The organism is Microbacterium sp., from assembly GCF_046295495.1.
GTDB lineage: Bacteria > Actinomycetota > Actinomycetes > Actinomycetales > Microbacteriaceae > Microbacterium.
Genome location: NZ_JBKBNC010000031.1, coordinates 15,345 through 30,692, shown reverse-complemented (window position 1 = coordinate 30,692; position 15,348 = coordinate 15,345). Strand labels below are relative to the sequence as shown.

Below are 15,348 nucleotides of genomic sequence, written 5' to 3'. Positions count from 1 at the left end.
GGGCGGCGGGCCGGCTGGGGCGGGCCGGCCGGGCCGGAGGCGGGCCGGGCTCCGGAGTGTTCACCCGGTTCCGCTAGGCCGAGGCCTCATCGTGCGGCCGAAGCCGCGCGATGCCTCGAATTCTCCGGAGCCCGGCACGCTCACCCGCGGACGACCGGAGCCCGGATGCCGCCGACTCAGTCGCGGGGCTCCCCCGCGGGCCAGGCGTCGGCGAATTTCGCGAGCAGCCGCGCGAACTCGGCACGCTCGGCGTCGGTGAACGTCTCGAGCGCGGAGCGCACGGCATCCCGACGCCGCCCCCGGAAACCCGAGACGAGGCCCTCGCCCTCCGCGGTGAGGCGCACGCGGGCGCGGCGCGCGTCGTCGGGGTCGGGCTCGCGGGCGACGAGGCCCATCTGCACCGCCTGCTGAACGAGACGCGAGGCGCGCGGCTGGTCGACGCCCACCGCCTCCGCGATCTCGCTCACAGAGAGCGACCCGGAGGCCGCCACGAGGGCGTCGAGCACGCGCAGACGCGCGGGGCCGCCGAAGCGTCCGTGCGAAGGATCCGCCCAGGGGGGAGCACCCCGGCCCCACGGGCCGCCGTGCCCGCCGTACCCGCCGTGCGGGTGATGGTGCCCCTCGGCGGGGAACGGGGGGCGCGGGCGACGGCCGCGCAGGCGCGCCAGGGCGGCGGCGATCTCGTCGGCCGGGTCGATGGTCACGGGGCGATTTTACATGTCGCTTGACAAGCATCAGGAATGCATGTCACAGTACATTCGTTGTCATATGACATGCATCGGCGGACCCTCCGCCCACGAAAGGACACCCATGAACACCTCCACACCTCTCGACCCCCGCACCCTCGCCCACCGCCTCACGAGGGTCGGCGACGCGCTGCACCACCGCCTCTTCGCGCAGCTGCGCGACAGCGGCATCCCTCCGAAGTCCCTGCTGATCCTCAACGCGGTCGATGGCCGCATCGACGCCCCCTGGGTCGCCGACCGCCTCTCGCGGGGCGGCGGACGGATCGACGATCTCGCCGAGCGCGGCTGGATCGTCCGCGGCGACGACGGATGGTCGCTCACCGACGAGGGTCGGGCGATCCTCGACCGGATGGATGCCGACCGCTCGGCGCTGCTCGACGGCATCCCCGCCGACGACCTCCAGCGCCTCGGAGCGTCGCTCGACGCCCTGGCCACCGCCCTCGGCGCGGATGCGGCGGACGACGACGCCGACCCTCGCCGCTCCGGCTCCGGACCGCGCGGATTCGGGCGCGGGTTCGGGCCCGGGTTCGGGCCCGGCCGGCGTCCGGGCTTCGCCCCGGGCATGCGCGGCGGCCACGGCCACGGCCTCGGCGGACACCCCTGCGAGCACCACGGGTCTCGCTCCGACGGCAAGCATGGCGAGCACGCGGAGCACGCGCACGGCCACCACGGCCGCTTCTCACCCGAGCACTCCGCGCACGATGACGCCGAACCGGGCGCGGGACACCGCGGCTTCGGCCACCGCCAGAGCGGACACGGACCGCACCGCGCACACCGCGCGGCTCAGCGCGCCTTCGAGCGCGGCTTCGACGCCGGCTTCAGCCGCGGCCGTGAGTCGTCGGCACCCGAGTGACCTCCGGGGCACGCGAGGTGGCGAGGATTCCCCCGGGGGCCTCGCCGCTTCGTCGTCCGGTCAGCGACCCGCCGACCCGGCGTCGGTCGACCCGACGTCGGTGCGGTGGAAGTTGAGCGCCGAGCGCGAGGCCGTCGGTCCGCGCTGGCCCTGGTAGCGGTTGCCGTACGGGCCCGAGCCGTAGGGGTTCTCGGCGGGCGACGACAGGCGGAAGTAGCAGACCTGACCGATCTTCATGCCGGGCCAGAGTGTGATGGGCAGCGTCGCCACGTTGGAGAGCTCGAGGGTGACGTGACCCGAGAAGCCGGGGTCGATGAAACCGGCGGTCGAGTGCGTGAGCAGACCGAGGCGACCCAGCGACGACTTGCCCTCCAGGCGCGCCGCGACGTCGTCGGGCAGCGTGACGCGTTCGAACGTGGACCCGAGGGCGAATTCGCCGGGGTGCAGGATGAACGGCTCGTCGGGCGCGACCTCGATGAGGCGCGTGAGCTCGGGCTGATCTTCGGCCGGATCGATGAAGGGGTACTTGTGGTTGTCGAACAGCCGGAAGTAGCGGTCGAGGCGCACGTCGACGCTCGACGGCTGCACCATGGCCGGATCGAAGGGGTCGAGCCCCAGGCGTCCGTCGGCGAGTTCGGCTCGGATGTCGCGGTCGGAGAGCAGCACGCGTTCAGCCTAGGGCGAGCGCCCCGCGCACGCCCCCCGGTTACGCCGCATTCACCCGTCCTCAGACACGTCGGACGGGTGCCCTTCAGAGACGGATGCCGGAGGATGCCGCTCGGACGCTGTTATGCTGGCCGGGTCGCCGCTCGGCGCACGGGGCTGTAGTTCAATGGCAGAACTTCTGCTTCCCAAGCAGATAGCGCGGGTTCGATTCCCGTCAGCCCCTCCAGAGGCCCGACTCACCGCCGCAGGCGGTGGGGCGGGCCTTTCTCGCGGGCGCCGGAAGAACCGGAGCCGCGGCGGTCGTATTCACGCCGCCGCCGGCTCCGCGGGCAGGCGTCGCCGGGCACGTGGAGGCGGGTCAGCCCCGCCCACGGTCCGGCCACCGCCGTCGGGAAGGGCATCGCCCGGGTCGTGCCGAGGTCGTCCCTCAGGAGCGGTCGCCGACCACCGCCGCGGCCTTCCCGACGTGCGCCCCGGCGCCACGCAGGGCGGCGAGGAACGCCGCGTGCACGTGCGCGCCGTCCACCTCGACCCCGCCGAACTCCAGATCGGGTGCCGCGCAGGCGTCTTCGACGACCGTCACGTCGTAGCCGAGGTCGATCGCCGCGCGCACGGTGGCATCCACGCACATGCTCGTCATCATGCCGGCGACGATCAGCGCGGACGCGCCGAGACCCTCGAGGCGCTCCTGCAGGTCGGTTCCGACGAAGGCGTTCGGCGCGTGCTTGACGATCACGGGTTCCTGCGCCGACGGGGCCACGCGCGAATCGATCTCGGCGCCCGCTGTGCCGGCCTCGAGGAACCCGCCCTCGCTCTCGTGACGCACGTGGAGGACCGCACCGCCCCGCGCCCGCTGCCACGTCAGGACGTCGGCTGCCACGTGGGCCGCGGCGTCCGGGCCGACGAGCGGGTGGCGACCGCCCGGGAAGTAGTCGCGTTGGATGTCGATGATGACGAGCACGGGTTGCATGCGGCCCAGTGCATCATCCGGTGGTGGCGTCGTCAATCGGCCCCGCGAGCCGGGTTCGACCGCTATGCCGCGCGGCGTCCCGGGATCAGCTGCGCAGGTGCGACGCCCCGTTCAGGTCGAGGATCGCACCCGACGCCCACTGCGATCCCGGCGCACTGAGGTAGACCACGGCATCCGCGACCTCCTCGGGCGTGGCGACGCGCCCGAACGGACTCTGATCGCGGATGCCGTCGCCCGCGGCGCCGGAGAGTTTCCCCTGCTGCCGGTCGGTGCCCACGAAGCCCGGGGCGACGCTGGTGACCGCGATGCCGTGCGGTGCGAGCGCCACCGCGAGGGACTGACCCATGGCGTGCAGACCCGCCTTCGCGGCACCGTAGGCCGGGAACTCGGGCTCGCCGCGGAACGCGCCGCGCGAGCCGACGTTGACGATCGCCCCCGCGATGCCCCGGTCGATCATCGACCGCGCGACGAGGAAGGTGACGTTCGCCGGTGCGAGCAGGTCGACATCGACCATCCGCTCCCAGGTGCGGTGCCACGTCTCGTAGTCGGCGGTGTCGATCGGATGCGAGGTTGCGGGGCTCGGGGCGATGGCGGCGTTGTTCACGAGCACGTCGATGCGTCCGAGCGCGGTCAGGACCTCGTCGACGATCCGCTCGGCGACGGCCGGGTCGGACAGATCGCCGCCGACGAGCACATGGCCCTCACCGTGCAGGAGGGCGAGGGTCTCTTCGGCCGCGGCGCGATCGGAACCGTAATGGACGGCGACGCGGTCACCGCGTTCGCTCAGTGCGACGGCGATGGCCCGACCGATACCGCGCGAGGCGCCGGTGACGAGGGAGGTGAACATCGTCCCATCCTCGCGAACGAACGCCGCTTCGGCTCGACGCCGCGCACATCGGTCCCGTCGAGAACGCCTCGCGCCGGGGAGCACTCCGAGCGTCCGGGCGACGACCGCGAAACGGCGGGGCCGCCCGGACTGTCCGGGGCTCGCACGTCAGGGCGATGAACCGGTCGCATCCGACGTGGATCTGTCACGCTACGTCTGGCGCAGCGCGCGAGGGCGGGCTTGACGAGCTCCCCCCGCGGGTGCGGGGGCTCTGCGATCAGGCGCGCGTGAAACCGTCGAGGTCGGGGTCCCAGAACGCGTCGGGGTTGTCGGAGTCGATCGTCTGCTCATGGGCGATGGCGGGCGCTTGCGGGAAGCGACGGTGCTTGCGCAGCTCCTCGGCGGCCCACGCGAAGTCGGGCTCGTCGCCCTCCCAGTCGGCGGGCGCGCTCAGCACGTCGTTTCCGACACCGATCACGAGCTCGGCCTGCTCGGTGTCGCCGTCGTCGAGCACGATGGGGATGCTGACGGCCTCGGCCTGTCCGTCGGCGGCGATGGAGGCGGTGAGCTTCACGAGCGCCTCCGCCACGTCATCGGTCGTGGTCACGGTCTCGCCGGCATAGGTCACACATCGCATCCCCTCATCGTGGGGCGCGGGTCGTGGCAGAGGGCCCCGCTTGCCTCGGCGGCCCCCGTCCGATACGGAGGACGGCGCTCCACCGATGTCGGTGGGGCGCGCTAGCGTTCCGACGAGGAACCGGAAGAAGGAGTCGTGATGGCCGATCCGCCCGAGGTCATCGTGGCCGACGCCGCGCGGTGGAGGGCGTGGCTCGACGCGCACGAAGAAGACAGCGACGGCGTGTGGCTCGTGCTCGCCAAGAAGGGCACGACCTCGCCGACCACGCTCACCTACGCGCAGGCTCTCGACGAGGCCCTGTGCAGCGGCTGGATCGACGGACGCAAGCAGTCCCGGGACGCCGCGACCTTCCGCCAGCACTTCACCCCGCGCCGCGCGCGGTCGATGTGGTCCACGCGCAACGTGGACATCGTCGCCCGGCTCGTCGACGAAGGGCGCATGCGTCCGCGCGGCGCCGCCGAGATCGCGCGCGCTCGGGCCGATGGCCGGTGGGAGCGGGCCTACGCCGGCTCCGCGACGATCGAGGTTCCCCCCGACCTGCGAGCGGCCCTGGAAGCCGCGCCCGCGGCGGCCCGCGCGTTCGCCGCCCTCACGCGCACGGAGCGGTACTCCGTGCTGCATCCCGTCGTCACGGCGACGAACGAGACGCTCCGCGCCGCCCGCATCGCGCGCCAGGTGGCGCGACTCGACGCGGGAGGCGGCGGGGACGACACGTGAGTGCTCGGGCGCGTACGACTCGGGCCACGCGCCGCGCCGCGCCGCGGGCGGCCTCCCTGGCGCGATCGCCCCCGGGGCTGAAGCACCCCGGCCCCGAGTGACTCGGCACGGGCGACAATTGCCTCATGCGTGCCCGAGTCCTCCCGCGTGTCCGACGACCCGCGCGCCTGGCGCTCGCGGCATCCCTCGCTCTCGCCCTCGTCGCGTGCGCGCCGACGCCCGCGACGGCGCCGACGCCCGCCCCGCCGGCCGCGCCGACCGCCGATGGGCCGGTGGTGTCGTTCTACGGCGACTCGTACACGCGTGGCACGGGCGCGAGCTCGTCGGAGAAGCGCTGGTCGACGATCGTCTCGACCGCCCGCGGCTGGCAGGAGATCAACCGCAGCGAGAACGGTCTCGGTTTCGTCAACCGCCGCTCCTCCATGCTCGGCGGCCTCGATGACATCCCGGCCCTCGTGATCGACGACCAGCCCGACATCGTGTTCGTCACGATGGGCCTGAACGACGCCTTCAGCTACGACCACGCCGCCGATCGGATCCGGGCCACGATCGACAGCGACCTCCGGCGCCTGCGGGAGGGACTCCCGGCGGCGCGCATCGTGGTGGTGGAACCCTTCTGGTACACCGCCGAGCGGCCGGCATCCGTCGACGTCATCGCCGGATGGGTCGAGGATGCCGCCGACCGGATCGGGGCCGACCACGTCGAGGGCGCGAGCCACTGGCTCGACGGACACCACGCCGATTCGTCCGACAGCTGGATGGCCGGCGACGGCCTGCACCCCGACGACACCGGATACGCCGTGATGGCGGAGCGGATGGATGCCGCGCTCCGCGCCCTCGACCCGCCGTTGTGACGGCCGCGGGCACCGACGGCTGCGACCCTGCACGCCGCCCGCCGCGATCGCGACTCCGGCGAACCGGGGCGCCGATGCGACGGCATCCCGTCCCGACCCGCGCGGCGACCGCTCAGGCGTCGGAGGCGGTACGGGCGCGGAACCACACGGTCAGCTCGCGCACCGCGCGGATCGTCGCGTCGCCGTCGTCGGACTCGAGGTCGTCGAAGGTGTCGCGGAAGCCCTCGGGGGCGGGGGCGGCCGGGACGCCGATGGGTTCGTAACCCATCGTCCATTCCGAGAAGCGTCGTTCGTCGATCTGCTCCGACAGCAGCACGCGCACGTCGCCGTGCCGCGGGTCGCGACGAATCCTCGCCATCAGGGCGTCGACGGCATCCGCCGGACCCTCGAGCACCTGGAAGAAGCGACCGCGGCGGTGGAGCAGCATGCCGGTGAGGTCGCGGTCGTCGTTGGATCGACGACTGCGGGTCAGTAGTCCCGCGAGTTGTTCGTCGTCGAAGGGCTCGGTCGCCGTGCTGACGTAGGCGATGGACGTGACGGGTGCGCTCACCGGTCCCCTCCCGTGATCGGACGCGGCGCGGGGACCCGCACCTGTTCCAGCGTGATGACCTCGTCGTGCGGAGGCTGGCCGTTGGTGACGGCCGCCATCGCCGCGGTCAGCGCCCGGAAGCGACCGACCACGCGGCTCGCACCGTCGTAGGCGAGGAAGACACCGTCGGGCTGACGGTCGATGTATCCGAGGAACACACCCATCCTGCTGCCGACGTGAAAGCCCTCCTCGACGCGGGCCCAGACGACTCCGGCGCCGGGTCGGTCGGAAGACACCATGCTCACTGCTCTTTCCGCCCGTGTTCTCGACGGGCACGAGCGACCGTACCCGGGCCCTGCGACAGTCGTCCGCCCTTGACAGACCGCCACGCCGTCCCGCACGGCCGTTCGGGCCCTCAGGCGATGGCCGCACGGATCTGCGCGGCATCGTCGGTACCGCTGGCCTCGACGATGAGCCCCCGCTCGATCCGGTACATCCCGAACGTCGCGATGCTCACCCTCGTCCGCGTCGCCGGTCGGTGCGCGAAGGTTCCGGTGTGCGCTCCGCCGCCGCGCAGGTGCGCGGCGACGCGGTCGTCCTCGACGAGCAGCTGGATGCGCTTCCACTGCCAGTCCGGGAAGCCGTGCAGGAGGTCCTCGTAGTCGGCGATCCAGGCGTCGGCCCCGGCGGGCAGGTGCGCGCGGCGCACCGCCGGGTGCAGGAAAGCGCGGACGGCATCCGAATCGTGCCGGTTCAGCGCCTCGAGGAAGTCGGCGAACCACTCGCGCATCTCCCAGGGCTCCACCGTCCCATTATCGACGCCCCCGCGGGCACGGGCCGGGGTCAGCCCGTCGCCGCGCCGCCCGGGGCCGGACGCCGACCGCTATCACACCGCCTGTCGCTGCGCCGCCCCCTCGGCGGCCCGGCCACGTCGTGGAACCGTGGCGGGCATGGCATCCCCCCTCGCCCTCCTCCGTGACGACTCCCTCTCGCTCCTGGTCCGCGGCTACGGCTTCGGCGCCCACCTCTGGCGCCGCGCCGACCGCGGGGCACGCGCGGTGCCGTTCCGACTCCTGGGCCGTGAGGCGCTGTTCGTCCGCGGCGAGGAGGGCGTGCGCCTCTTCTACGACGAGTCGCTCGTGAAACGCCACGGCGCGATGCCCGCTTTCATCCAGGAGTCGCTGTTCGGCCACGACTCGGTGCACAGCCTCGACGGGGCCGCGCATCGCCACCGCAAGGCGACGTTCGTCGACGTGCTCTACGACGACGCGGAGGTCCAGCGCCTGCTCCCCGAACTCGACCGGCAGTGGCGGGGTGAACTCGACGAGTGGGTCGCCGGCGGCGAGCGCTCGGCGTACGAGGCGTCGGTGGGGGCGCTCGGCCGCGCGATCATGCGGTGGGCCGGCATCCCGGGCACCGCGGCGGCTCAGACCCGATGGGCGAAGCGTCAGGCCCAGATCGTCGACGGCTTCGGGGTGCCCTACTCCCCCGAGTTCCTGCTCGCGCTGGCGAACCGCCGCTGGTCCGATCGGCACGCGGGAGAACTCATCGACGCGGTCCGCTCGGGGACTCTGGACCCCGCCGAGGGCACCGCCCTGCACGCGTGGGCGCACCATCGCGACGGCGACGGGCAGTTGTTGAGCGCCCACGCGGCCGGGGTCGAGCTGCAGAACAGCTTCCGCCCGATGATCGCCGTCTCGCGTTTCGTCGCCTTCGCGGCGAAGGAACTGCACGACCGGCCGGAGTGGCGCGAACGCATCGCGGCCGAGACCGCCGAGCGCGGGTCGCTCGTGGGCGGGGAACTCGCGACGATGTTCGCCCAGGAAATCCGCCGCACCGCGCCCTTCGTGCCCATGCTGCCCGCCTGGGCCGAGACCGACGTCGAACTCGACGGCGAGCGCGTCCGCAAGGGCGGCCGAGTGGTGCTCGACATCCTCGGCACCGACACCGACACGCGCGAATGGGAGCGCCCGTCGGCCTTCGATCCGGAGCGCTTCCGGGGCGTCGACGACTACGAGGCGCTCGCCGCGTTCGTGCCGCACGGCGGCGCCGACGTGCGCACCGGACACCGCTGCCCGGGGGAGAAGCTCGCGATCGCGGGCCTCGCCGCCGCCGTCGCCGCCCTCAGCGACCCGCGCATCCGCATCTCGGGTCGGGGGCTCGACGTGAACCGGCGACGGATGCCGACCAAGCCGCGCTCCGGCGGCCTGGTGCGCCGCGCGGACGCACCGTCGGGGTGCCCGTTCCACCGCGGCGCCCGGGGCTGACGGCGCCTCGGCGCGACGCGTCGCTCGGATCCGCGGAGCCCTCCGTCGTGCCGCCGAAGCCCGTGTGCACCGCGGGCACGGGTGCGGCGATCGCCGGGCGCGGGTGCGCCTCGCGGGTCTTCTCCGCGGGCTCGACCCGCCCGCTCAGTCCTTCGTGAACGGGCTCGGCACCACCGGAACGGTGCCCGTGTGGCCCTCGCGTTCGGCGGCGAGCGCCGCGATGCGGGTGCGACACGCGAACCACCCCGCCACGATCGCGAGGCTCGCGACGATCGCCACCACGAGGGTGGCCGGCGAGTCGACGAACACCAGCACGAGCACCACGGCGAGGAACACGAGCGTGAGATAGCCCGTGTAGGGCGCCCCGAACAGACGGAACGACGGGCGCAGCAGTTCGCCCCGGTCGGCGAGCTGCTTCAGGCGCATCTGGCAGACGATGATGGTGGCCCACGTGACGAGGATGCCGACCGCCGCCACGTTCAGCACGGTCTCGAAGGCATCCGACGGGTCGACGTAGTTGATGACGACCCCGAGCAGAGCCACCACGGCCGTGATCGCGATGCCGCCGTACGGAACACCGGCCTTGTTCATCCGCGCGGCGAACCGCGGCGCCGATCCCGCGACCGCCATGGAGCGCAGGATACGACCGGTGGAGTAGAGCCCCGCGTTCAACGACGACAGGGCCGCGGTCAGCACGACGAGGTTCATGATGACGTCGACCCCGGGCACCCCGATCGAGGCGAAGAACGTCACGAACGGGCTCTCGTCCTTGGAGTACGCGGTGAAGGGCAGCAGGAGCGAGAGCAGCAGCACCGACCCCACGTAGAACACCGCGACGCGGAAGATCACCGAGTTGATCGCGCGCGGCATGACCTTCTCGGGGTGCTTGGTCTCGCCCGCGGCGGTGCCGATGAGCTCGATGGACGCGTACGCGAACACCACGCCCTGCATGAGGATGATCGCGGGCAGGATGCCGTTGGGGAAGAACCCGCCGTTGTCGGCGATGAGGGAGAACCCGGCGGGCGCGCCCGTCGGGGTGCCGAAGACGACGAAGTACACGCCCACGAGCAGGAACGCCACGAGGGCGGCGACCTTGATGAGCGCGAACCAGAACTCCAGCTCGCCGAACACCTTCACCGACACGAGGTTCACGGCGAGCACGGTGACCAACGCGGCCAGCGCCCACACCCACTGCGGCACGGCCGCGATCCACGGTACGTATGTGCCGAAGAAGTTCATGTACAGCGCGGCCGCGGTGATGTCGACCATCGTCGTGGTGGCCCAGTTGAGCCAGTAGAACCAGCCCGACACGAACGCGGCCTTCTCGCCGAAGAACTCCCGGGCGTACGAGACGAACGACCCCGAAGTGGGGCGGTGGAGCACGAGCTCTCCGAGGGCGCGGAGGATGAAGAACGCGAACAGCCCGCACACGGCGTACGAGATCACGATCGCGGGGCCGGCCTGGGCGAGTCGTCCGCCCGCGCCCAGGAACAGGCCCGTGCCGATCGCACCCCCGATGGCGATCATCTGCACCTGCCGCGACGACAGTCGCTTGTGGTAGCCGCTGTCCTCGAGCGCGACGGTCGAGGTGTGGATCGGCGGGGCGGCGTCGCCGGGACCGGGGGTGGAGTCGTTCACCTCCCCATCGTGCGATTCGCGCGGCGGGTGTCCAGCAAGCGCGCCGCGAAGCGCGGCATCTACGATCCGCCCGGAGGGCCGACGCACGAGCCCGAGCGAGGGCTCAGAGCCAGTGCTTGCGTTTGAACGTGAGCCACAGTCCGAACGAGGTCGCCGCCATCAGACCCAGCGCCATCGGGTAGCCGAACGTCCAGTCCAGCTCGGGCATGTTGCGGAAGTTCATGCCGTAGATCGCCCCGATCAGCGAGGGTCCGAACAGGATCGCGGCCCACCCCGAGATCTTCTTGACCTGCTCGTTCTGTTCGAGCGAGGTCTCGGTCTGTCGTCGGGTGACAAGGGTCGCGTTGACGGTCAGGGCGTTGTCGAGGATCGCCCGCTGGGCTGCGAGCTTGTCGCTCTGGCGGAGGGCGTGGTCGAGGACGTCGCGCAACGACCGCTGTAGCTCGATGTCGACGCCGTATTTGTCGGCCCCGCGCAGCAGGGCCTCCAGCATGTCGCGCAGCGGTTCCACCGCACGCTGGAAGTGGATGACCTCGCGCGCCAACTGGTAGATGCGCTGCGACAGCTCCGCGCCGTCCGCGCCGAAGAGCTGGTCCTCGATCTCGTCGACGTCGTTCTGCAGCCCCCGCGCGACCGGGTCGTACTGGTCGACCACCTCGTCGAGGATCGCGTAGAGCACCGCCTCGGGACCCCGCGCGAGCAGCTCGGGGTTCTTCTCGAGACGGTGGCGGACGCGCGAGAGGTCGGGGACCTCGGCGTGACGCACGGTGACGACGTAGTCGGCGCCGATGAACACGTGCAGCTCGCCGAACTCCACCGTTTCGGTCTCGTCGATGTAGCGCGCCGGGCGCAGGACCGCGAAGAGGTTGTCGCCGTAGCGCTCGAGCTTGGCCCGCTGGTGGCCCGCGAGCGCGTCTTCGACGGCGAGGGGGTGGAGCGAGAACTCCGCGGCCACGCGCTCCAGCTCGTCGGTCGAGGGACGCAGCAGACCGATCCACGCCATTCCGCCGTGCGCCTCCATGTACTCGAAGGTCTGGTCGAGGCTCGACGGGTTCTCGATGCGGTGACCGTCGACGTACACGGCGCTGTCGATGATGGGCATTGTTCCGTTGTACCCCTCCCGGATGGACGGCGGATGCCACTGCCCCCGGGGCCGCCCGTGCGCTACCGCCGCGCGGACTGTCGACGGGGCGTCACTTCTTCGGGTCGTGGCCCCAGTTCATCAGCGAGAAGCGCCAGTCGGTGTCGGTGATGTCGCCCGTGGGCTTCTGCGCGCTGTGCCGCTTGACGTAGCCGACGACCTTGCGCATGTGCGCGAGGTCGTCATCGGTGACATCGGCCTTCTTCTTCTCGAGGATGCGCACGATGTGCCGCCCGCTCTCGTGCCCGGTCGACTCCCCGCCGTTCTTCTTCTGACCCACCGCCTTCGACTCGTCGGTGTCGAGCCATTTCTTCAACTCGCTCGCGGTCATGTTCACCGCGTCGTCGAAGTCCGCGCGGGTCTGATCGTCGTCCGTGCTCATGCCGCCATCCTCGCCAGCGCGCCGATCACCCGACGCCCCCTTGCGCCGTCGCCGCCGCCGTGGCATCGCCTCGGCCCCCGGGCTCGTCAGCCGAGCGGCTCGCTCAGCGGCTCGCCGGCGTCGCGTCCCGGATGCCGCACGGCCGCGCTGCGGCGGGATGCCGCGAGCACCGCGCCGATGCTGGCCGAGATGACCAGGCCGATGCCCGCGATCTCGAGCCACGCCAGGTGCTGACCGAGCAGCAGGAAGCCCGCGATCGATGCCGTCGCCGGGCCCAGGCTCATCAGGATCGCGAACGCCGAGGCCGGCAGACGGCGAAGGGCCACCAGCTCGAGGGCGTAGGGGATCGTCGACGACAGCAGGGCCACGGCCGCGCCGAGGGCGAGGAGGTCGACCCGCAACAGCGCCCCGCCCGCCTGCCAGACCCCGAACGGCAGGGCGATCACCGCGCCGACCGCCATGGCGAGGGCGAGGCCGTCGAGACGCGGGAACTCCCTCCCCACGCGGGCCGAGGCGAGGATGTAGAGCGCCCAGCTCACCGCCGCCCCGAGCGCGAACAGCACGCCGACGACGTCGAGCCGATCCCATCCGCCGGCGCCCAGCGCCACCACCCCGGTCAGCGCGAGGCCCGCCCACACCCAGCGGGCGACACCCGTCGCCGTCAGGATCGACAGCGTCAGCGGTCCGAGCACCTCGATGGTCACGGTGACGCCGAGCGGAAGCCGTTCCAGCGCGAGGTAGAACAACCCGTTCATGGATGCCAGCACCACACCGAACCCGATCACGGACCGCCACGCGAATGCGGTGTGTCCGCGGAGGGAGGGGCGCGCGATGAGCAGCAGCAGGACGGCCGAGAAGAGCAGGCGGAGCATGACGATGCCGAGCGGCCCCGTCTGCGGGAAGAGCATGACCGCGAACGAGGCCCCGACCTCTTGGCAGGCCAGGCCCACCAGCACGAGCGCCGCGGCCGACCCCTGGCCGCCGCGAGCCGTCATCGCCGGATCATCCGGCGGGTGCGGCGCAGATCGCGTTGGCGGCGATGCTGTCGCGCATCTGCTCGGCGGTCCACGGCAGGCCCGCTTCGGGCGTGGTCTGCCCCTGGGCCGCCGGAGCCTTGGATGCGATCGCAGCGAGCTGCCAGGCGAGCCAGGCGCCGGTGTTCTTGTTGCCACCGGAGTTGTTCAGGACGACGGCGACCGACAGCCCGGTCGCGGGGTCGGCGAACGCGGCCGCCATGTAGCCGGGCGTCCATCCGAACTGCCCGATGAGCGATCCGGCCTGGTACGCGCCGCCCGCCGCGGTGAACCAGGTCGGCTGATCGGCGCCGACCGGGGCGGGGTTCGCGAAACGGTCGCTGTCGTCGGGCAGCAGAGCGTTCGAGGCGAGCGCCTGCGCGTAGCGCCCGAGGTCGGTGATGTTCGTCACGGCGCCCGATGCGGCGCCGCCGTAGCTCGAGGACATCACGGTGAAGTCGGCGGGGTCCGTGCAGTTCCACACGCCCTCCGCGCTCGGCTGCGACCAGTAGCCCGGCAACGACGCCGCCCCGGCTGCCGCGGGCGCGGGTGCCGGAAGGGATGTCGCGGTCAAGCCCAGCGGTTGCCACACCCGCTCCGCCAACGCGGCACTCAGGGACTCGCCCGTCGCCCGTTCGACAGCGAGACCGGCGACGACGTAATTGGTCGCGGAGGTTCCGTAAGCGTCGCCGGGAGAATTGAGCCGCGGCCCGGCGACACCGTAGGCCATGAGCTCGCGGGGGTTCCACACGCGGTCGGGGTTGCTGAGCACCGTGCCCTCGAGAACCGAGGTGTACGAAGACAGCCCGGACGTCCCGTCGCAAAGCTGGCGCAGCGTGATGTCGTCGTAGCCGGGGAGGCCGCTCACCCACTTCGCGATGGGGTCATCGAGCGAGAGGGTGCCGTCGGCGGCGAGGCCGTAGAGCGCATCGCACGTCATCGCCCCCGTGATCTCCCCCGCACGGAACTCCAGGTCGGGGGTGACCTCGGACCCACCGGGTCCCTGGGTTCCCAGTCCCGTGACCCACGTGCCGCTCCAGGGCGCCCAGACGCCGACGATCGCGCCCGTCGATCCGGTGGCGGTCATCGCGGCCGTCACGGCGTCTTGCAGCTGGGTCGCCGTGGCCTCGGGAAGGGGGGCGTCGACCTGCGCGGGGACGTCGATCGACACGCTCCCCTGCGGCGTGCAGCCGCTCAGCGCGAGGGCGAGCACGCCCGCGCCCGCCATCGCGATGGCCGCGGAACGACGCCATCCCCGCATGTGGTACCCCCAGCACTTCCGCGCGCGGACACGCGCGCGCTCTGAAGATTCAAACACACGGCACCTGACGGAAACCGCCGCTTGCCCCCGCCGCCCGTCACGTCTGCATCACGACTCGCACCCCCGCCGGGACGCGAGTTCCGAAATCAGTGTTAGGTGATCCTAACCTCCCGCGTATGATGGCCGCATGAACGCCGTCGTCCCGTTCTCCCTCGCCCTGCGCGAACGCTCCAGCAGCGCGCACTCGCCGAGCGAGTGCGACGGCTTCATGACCGACCTGCTCACCGGCGCGGGCACGCGCGACGACTACATCGCCCTGCTCGCCCAGCACTGGTTCCTGTACGCCGCCCTCGAAGAGGCCGCCATGCGTCTGCGCACCGACCCCGTGGCATCCGTGTTCCTGCGCGACAAGCACTCGCGCCTGCCCGCCCTCGAAGCCGATCTGGCGTACCTCATCGGGCCGGACTGGCGGGAGGGCATCCACCCCCTCCCCACGACGCAGGCGTACGTGTCGCGGATCCGGCGCGTCGCCGCGACCTGGCCGGGCGGGTTCGTCGCGCACCACTACACGCGCTTCCTCGGCGACCTCTCGGGGGGTCCCTCGATCGGGCGTCTGATGCAGCGACGCTTCGGTTTCGAGACGAACGGCATCGGCTTCCTGCTGTTCGGCGACATCGCCGACCCCAAGGCGTTCAAGACCGTCTACCGCGAGCAGCTCGACGCCGCCCCCTGGGACGAGGCCGAGAAGGAGCGCGTGATCGCGGAGGTGCTCGTCGCCTACCGCTTCACCACCGAGTTGTTCGCCGACCTCACCCGGGCCAAGGCGCATCAGGTGGCCTGAGCGGCCG

The 15,348-nt window shown here is 72.0% G+C and carries 18 protein-coding genes and 1 tRNA gene; 6 read left to right on the top strand and 13 right to left on the bottom strand.

The window, feature by feature from the left end; all coding sequences use genetic code 11:
- Window positions 1-176: 176 nt before the first annotated feature.
- The gene (locus ACK4LS_RS11320) at window positions 177-704 is read right to left on the bottom strand and encodes a MarR family winged helix-turn-helix transcriptional regulator (RefSeq protein WP_409717147.1); all 528 of its coding nucleotides are present in this window, start codon (window positions 702-704) and stop codon (window positions 177-179) included.
- A gap of 106 nt (window positions 705-810) precedes the next feature.
- Here ACK4LS_RS11320 and ACK4LS_RS11315 point away from each other — a divergent pair, with 106 nt between their 5' ends.
- Window positions 811-1,599, top strand: coding sequence for a MarR family winged helix-turn-helix transcriptional regulator (locus tag ACK4LS_RS11315; protein WP_409717145.1), 789 nt, complete (start codon window positions 811-813; stop codon window positions 1,597-1,599).
- A 60-nt stretch (window positions 1,600-1,659) separates the two neighbouring features.
- On the opposite strand, the gene dcd is transcribed toward ACK4LS_RS11315, so the two are convergent.
- The gene (gene dcd / locus ACK4LS_RS11310; protein ID WP_409717143.1) at window positions 1,660-2,265 is read right to left on the bottom strand and encodes a dCTP deaminase; all 606 of its coding nucleotides are present in this window, start codon (window positions 2,263-2,265) and stop codon (window positions 1,660-1,662) included.
- 152 nt (window positions 2,266-2,417) lie between these two features.
- Here dcd and ACK4LS_RS11305 point away from each other — a divergent pair.
- Window positions 2,418-2,491: transfer RNA gene (locus ACK4LS_RS11305), tRNA-Gly, on the top strand.
- Window positions 2,492-2,692: 201 nt separating this feature from the next.
- Here ACK4LS_RS11305 and ACK4LS_RS11300 read toward each other — a convergent pair.
- The 3 genes from ACK4LS_RS11300 to ACK4LS_RS11290 form a co-directional block, all read right to left on the bottom strand.
- Window positions 2,693-3,235, bottom strand: a complete 543-nt coding sequence (locus ACK4LS_RS11300) for a cysteine hydrolase family protein (RefSeq protein ID WP_409717141.1) — start codon at window positions 3,233-3,235, stop codon at window positions 2,693-2,695.
- A gap of 85 nt (window positions 3,236-3,320) precedes the next feature.
- On the bottom strand, window positions 3,321-4,082 hold the full coding sequence (locus tag ACK4LS_RS11295; RefSeq protein ID WP_409717139.1) for an SDR family NAD(P)-dependent oxidoreductase: 762 nt from the start codon (window positions 4,080-4,082) through the stop codon (window positions 3,321-3,323).
- Window positions 4,083-4,338: 256 nt separating this feature from the next.
- Window positions 4,339-4,698 carry a hypothetical protein gene (locus ACK4LS_RS11290; protein WP_409717137.1) on the bottom strand — a complete coding sequence of 120 codons (360 nt, stop codon included), beginning with the start codon at window positions 4,696-4,698 and terminating at the stop codon, window positions 4,339-4,341.
- Window positions 4,699-4,836: 138 nt separating this feature from the next.
- Here ACK4LS_RS11290 and ACK4LS_RS11285 point away from each other — a divergent pair, with 138 nt between their 5' ends.
- Both ACK4LS_RS11285 and ACK4LS_RS11280 read left to right on the top strand, forming a co-directional pair.
- Window positions 4,837-5,415 (top strand): YdeI/OmpD-associated family protein, encoded by a 579-nt coding sequence (locus ACK4LS_RS11285; protein WP_409717136.1) that lies wholly within the window; start codon window positions 4,837-4,839, stop codon window positions 5,413-5,415.
- A gap of 125 nt (window positions 5,416-5,540) precedes the next feature.
- Complete coding sequence (locus ACK4LS_RS11280) at window positions 5,541-6,269, top strand: SGNH/GDSL hydrolase family protein (protein ID WP_409717134.1); 729 nt, start codon at window positions 5,541-5,543, stop codon at window positions 6,267-6,269.
- A gap of 112 nt (window positions 6,270-6,381) precedes the next feature.
- On the opposite strand, the gene ACK4LS_RS11275 is transcribed toward ACK4LS_RS11280, so the two are convergent.
- The 3 genes from ACK4LS_RS11275 to ACK4LS_RS11265 form a co-directional block, all read right to left on the bottom strand.
- The gene (locus ACK4LS_RS11275) at window positions 6,382-6,819 is read right to left on the bottom strand and encodes a BLUF domain-containing protein (RefSeq protein WP_409717132.1); all 438 of its coding nucleotides are present in this window, start codon (window positions 6,817-6,819) and stop codon (window positions 6,382-6,384) included.
- Complete coding sequence (locus tag ACK4LS_RS11270) at window positions 6,816-7,097, bottom strand: hypothetical protein (protein ID WP_409717130.1); 282 nt, start codon at window positions 7,095-7,097, stop codon at window positions 6,816-6,818. The genes ACK4LS_RS11275 and ACK4LS_RS11270 overlap by 4 nt, the downstream gene beginning before the upstream one ends.
- Before the next feature lie 116 nt (window positions 7,098-7,213).
- Entirely contained in the window at window positions 7,214-7,603 is a 390-nt protein-coding gene (locus tag ACK4LS_RS11265; RefSeq protein WP_409717128.1) for an ester cyclase, read from the bottom strand.
- 145 nt (window positions 7,604-7,748) lie between these two features.
- Between ACK4LS_RS11265 and ACK4LS_RS11260 the strand changes: the two genes are divergently transcribed.
- Window positions 7,749-9,065, top strand: coding sequence for a cytochrome P450 (locus ACK4LS_RS11260; protein WP_409717126.1), 1,317 nt, complete (start codon window positions 7,749-7,751; stop codon window positions 9,063-9,065).
- Between the two features lie 144 nt (window positions 9,066-9,209).
- Here ACK4LS_RS11260 and ACK4LS_RS11255 read toward each other — a convergent pair whose 3' ends face one another.
- From ACK4LS_RS11255 to ACK4LS_RS11235, 5 genes are all read right to left on the bottom strand, one after another.
- Complete coding sequence (locus ACK4LS_RS11255; protein ID WP_409717124.1) at window positions 9,210-10,703, bottom strand: amino acid permease; 1,494 nt, start codon at window positions 10,701-10,703, stop codon at window positions 9,210-9,212.
- Window positions 10,704-10,806: 103 nt separating this feature from the next.
- A complete protein-coding gene (gene corA / locus ACK4LS_RS11250) occupies window positions 10,807-11,805 on the bottom strand; it encodes a magnesium/cobalt transporter CorA (protein WP_409717122.1) in 999 nt (332 codons plus the stop codon).
- A gap of 91 nt (window positions 11,806-11,896) precedes the next feature.
- Window positions 11,897-12,226, bottom strand: a complete 330-nt coding sequence (locus ACK4LS_RS11245) for a DUF3140 domain-containing protein (RefSeq protein WP_409717121.1) — start codon at window positions 12,224-12,226, stop codon at window positions 11,897-11,899.
- Window positions 12,227-12,312: 86 nt separating this feature from the next.
- Window positions 12,313-13,221 carry an EamA family transporter gene (locus ACK4LS_RS11240; protein ID WP_409717119.1) on the bottom strand — a complete coding sequence of 303 codons (909 nt, stop codon included), beginning with the start codon at window positions 13,219-13,221 and terminating at the stop codon, window positions 12,313-12,315.
- 7 nt (window positions 13,222-13,228) lie between these two features.
- Window positions 13,229-14,500 carry a serine hydrolase domain-containing protein gene (locus ACK4LS_RS11235; RefSeq protein WP_409717117.1) on the bottom strand — a complete coding sequence of 424 codons (1,272 nt, stop codon included), beginning with the start codon at window positions 14,498-14,500 and terminating at the stop codon, window positions 13,229-13,231.
- A 187-nt stretch (window positions 14,501-14,687) separates the two neighbouring features.
- Between ACK4LS_RS11235 and ACK4LS_RS11230 the strand changes: the two genes are divergently transcribed.
- Complete coding sequence (locus tag ACK4LS_RS11230) at window positions 14,688-15,341, top strand: heme oxygenase (biliverdin-producing) (protein WP_409717115.1); 654 nt, start codon at window positions 14,688-14,690, stop codon at window positions 15,339-15,341.
- Window positions 15,342-15,348: the final 7 nt, after the last annotated feature.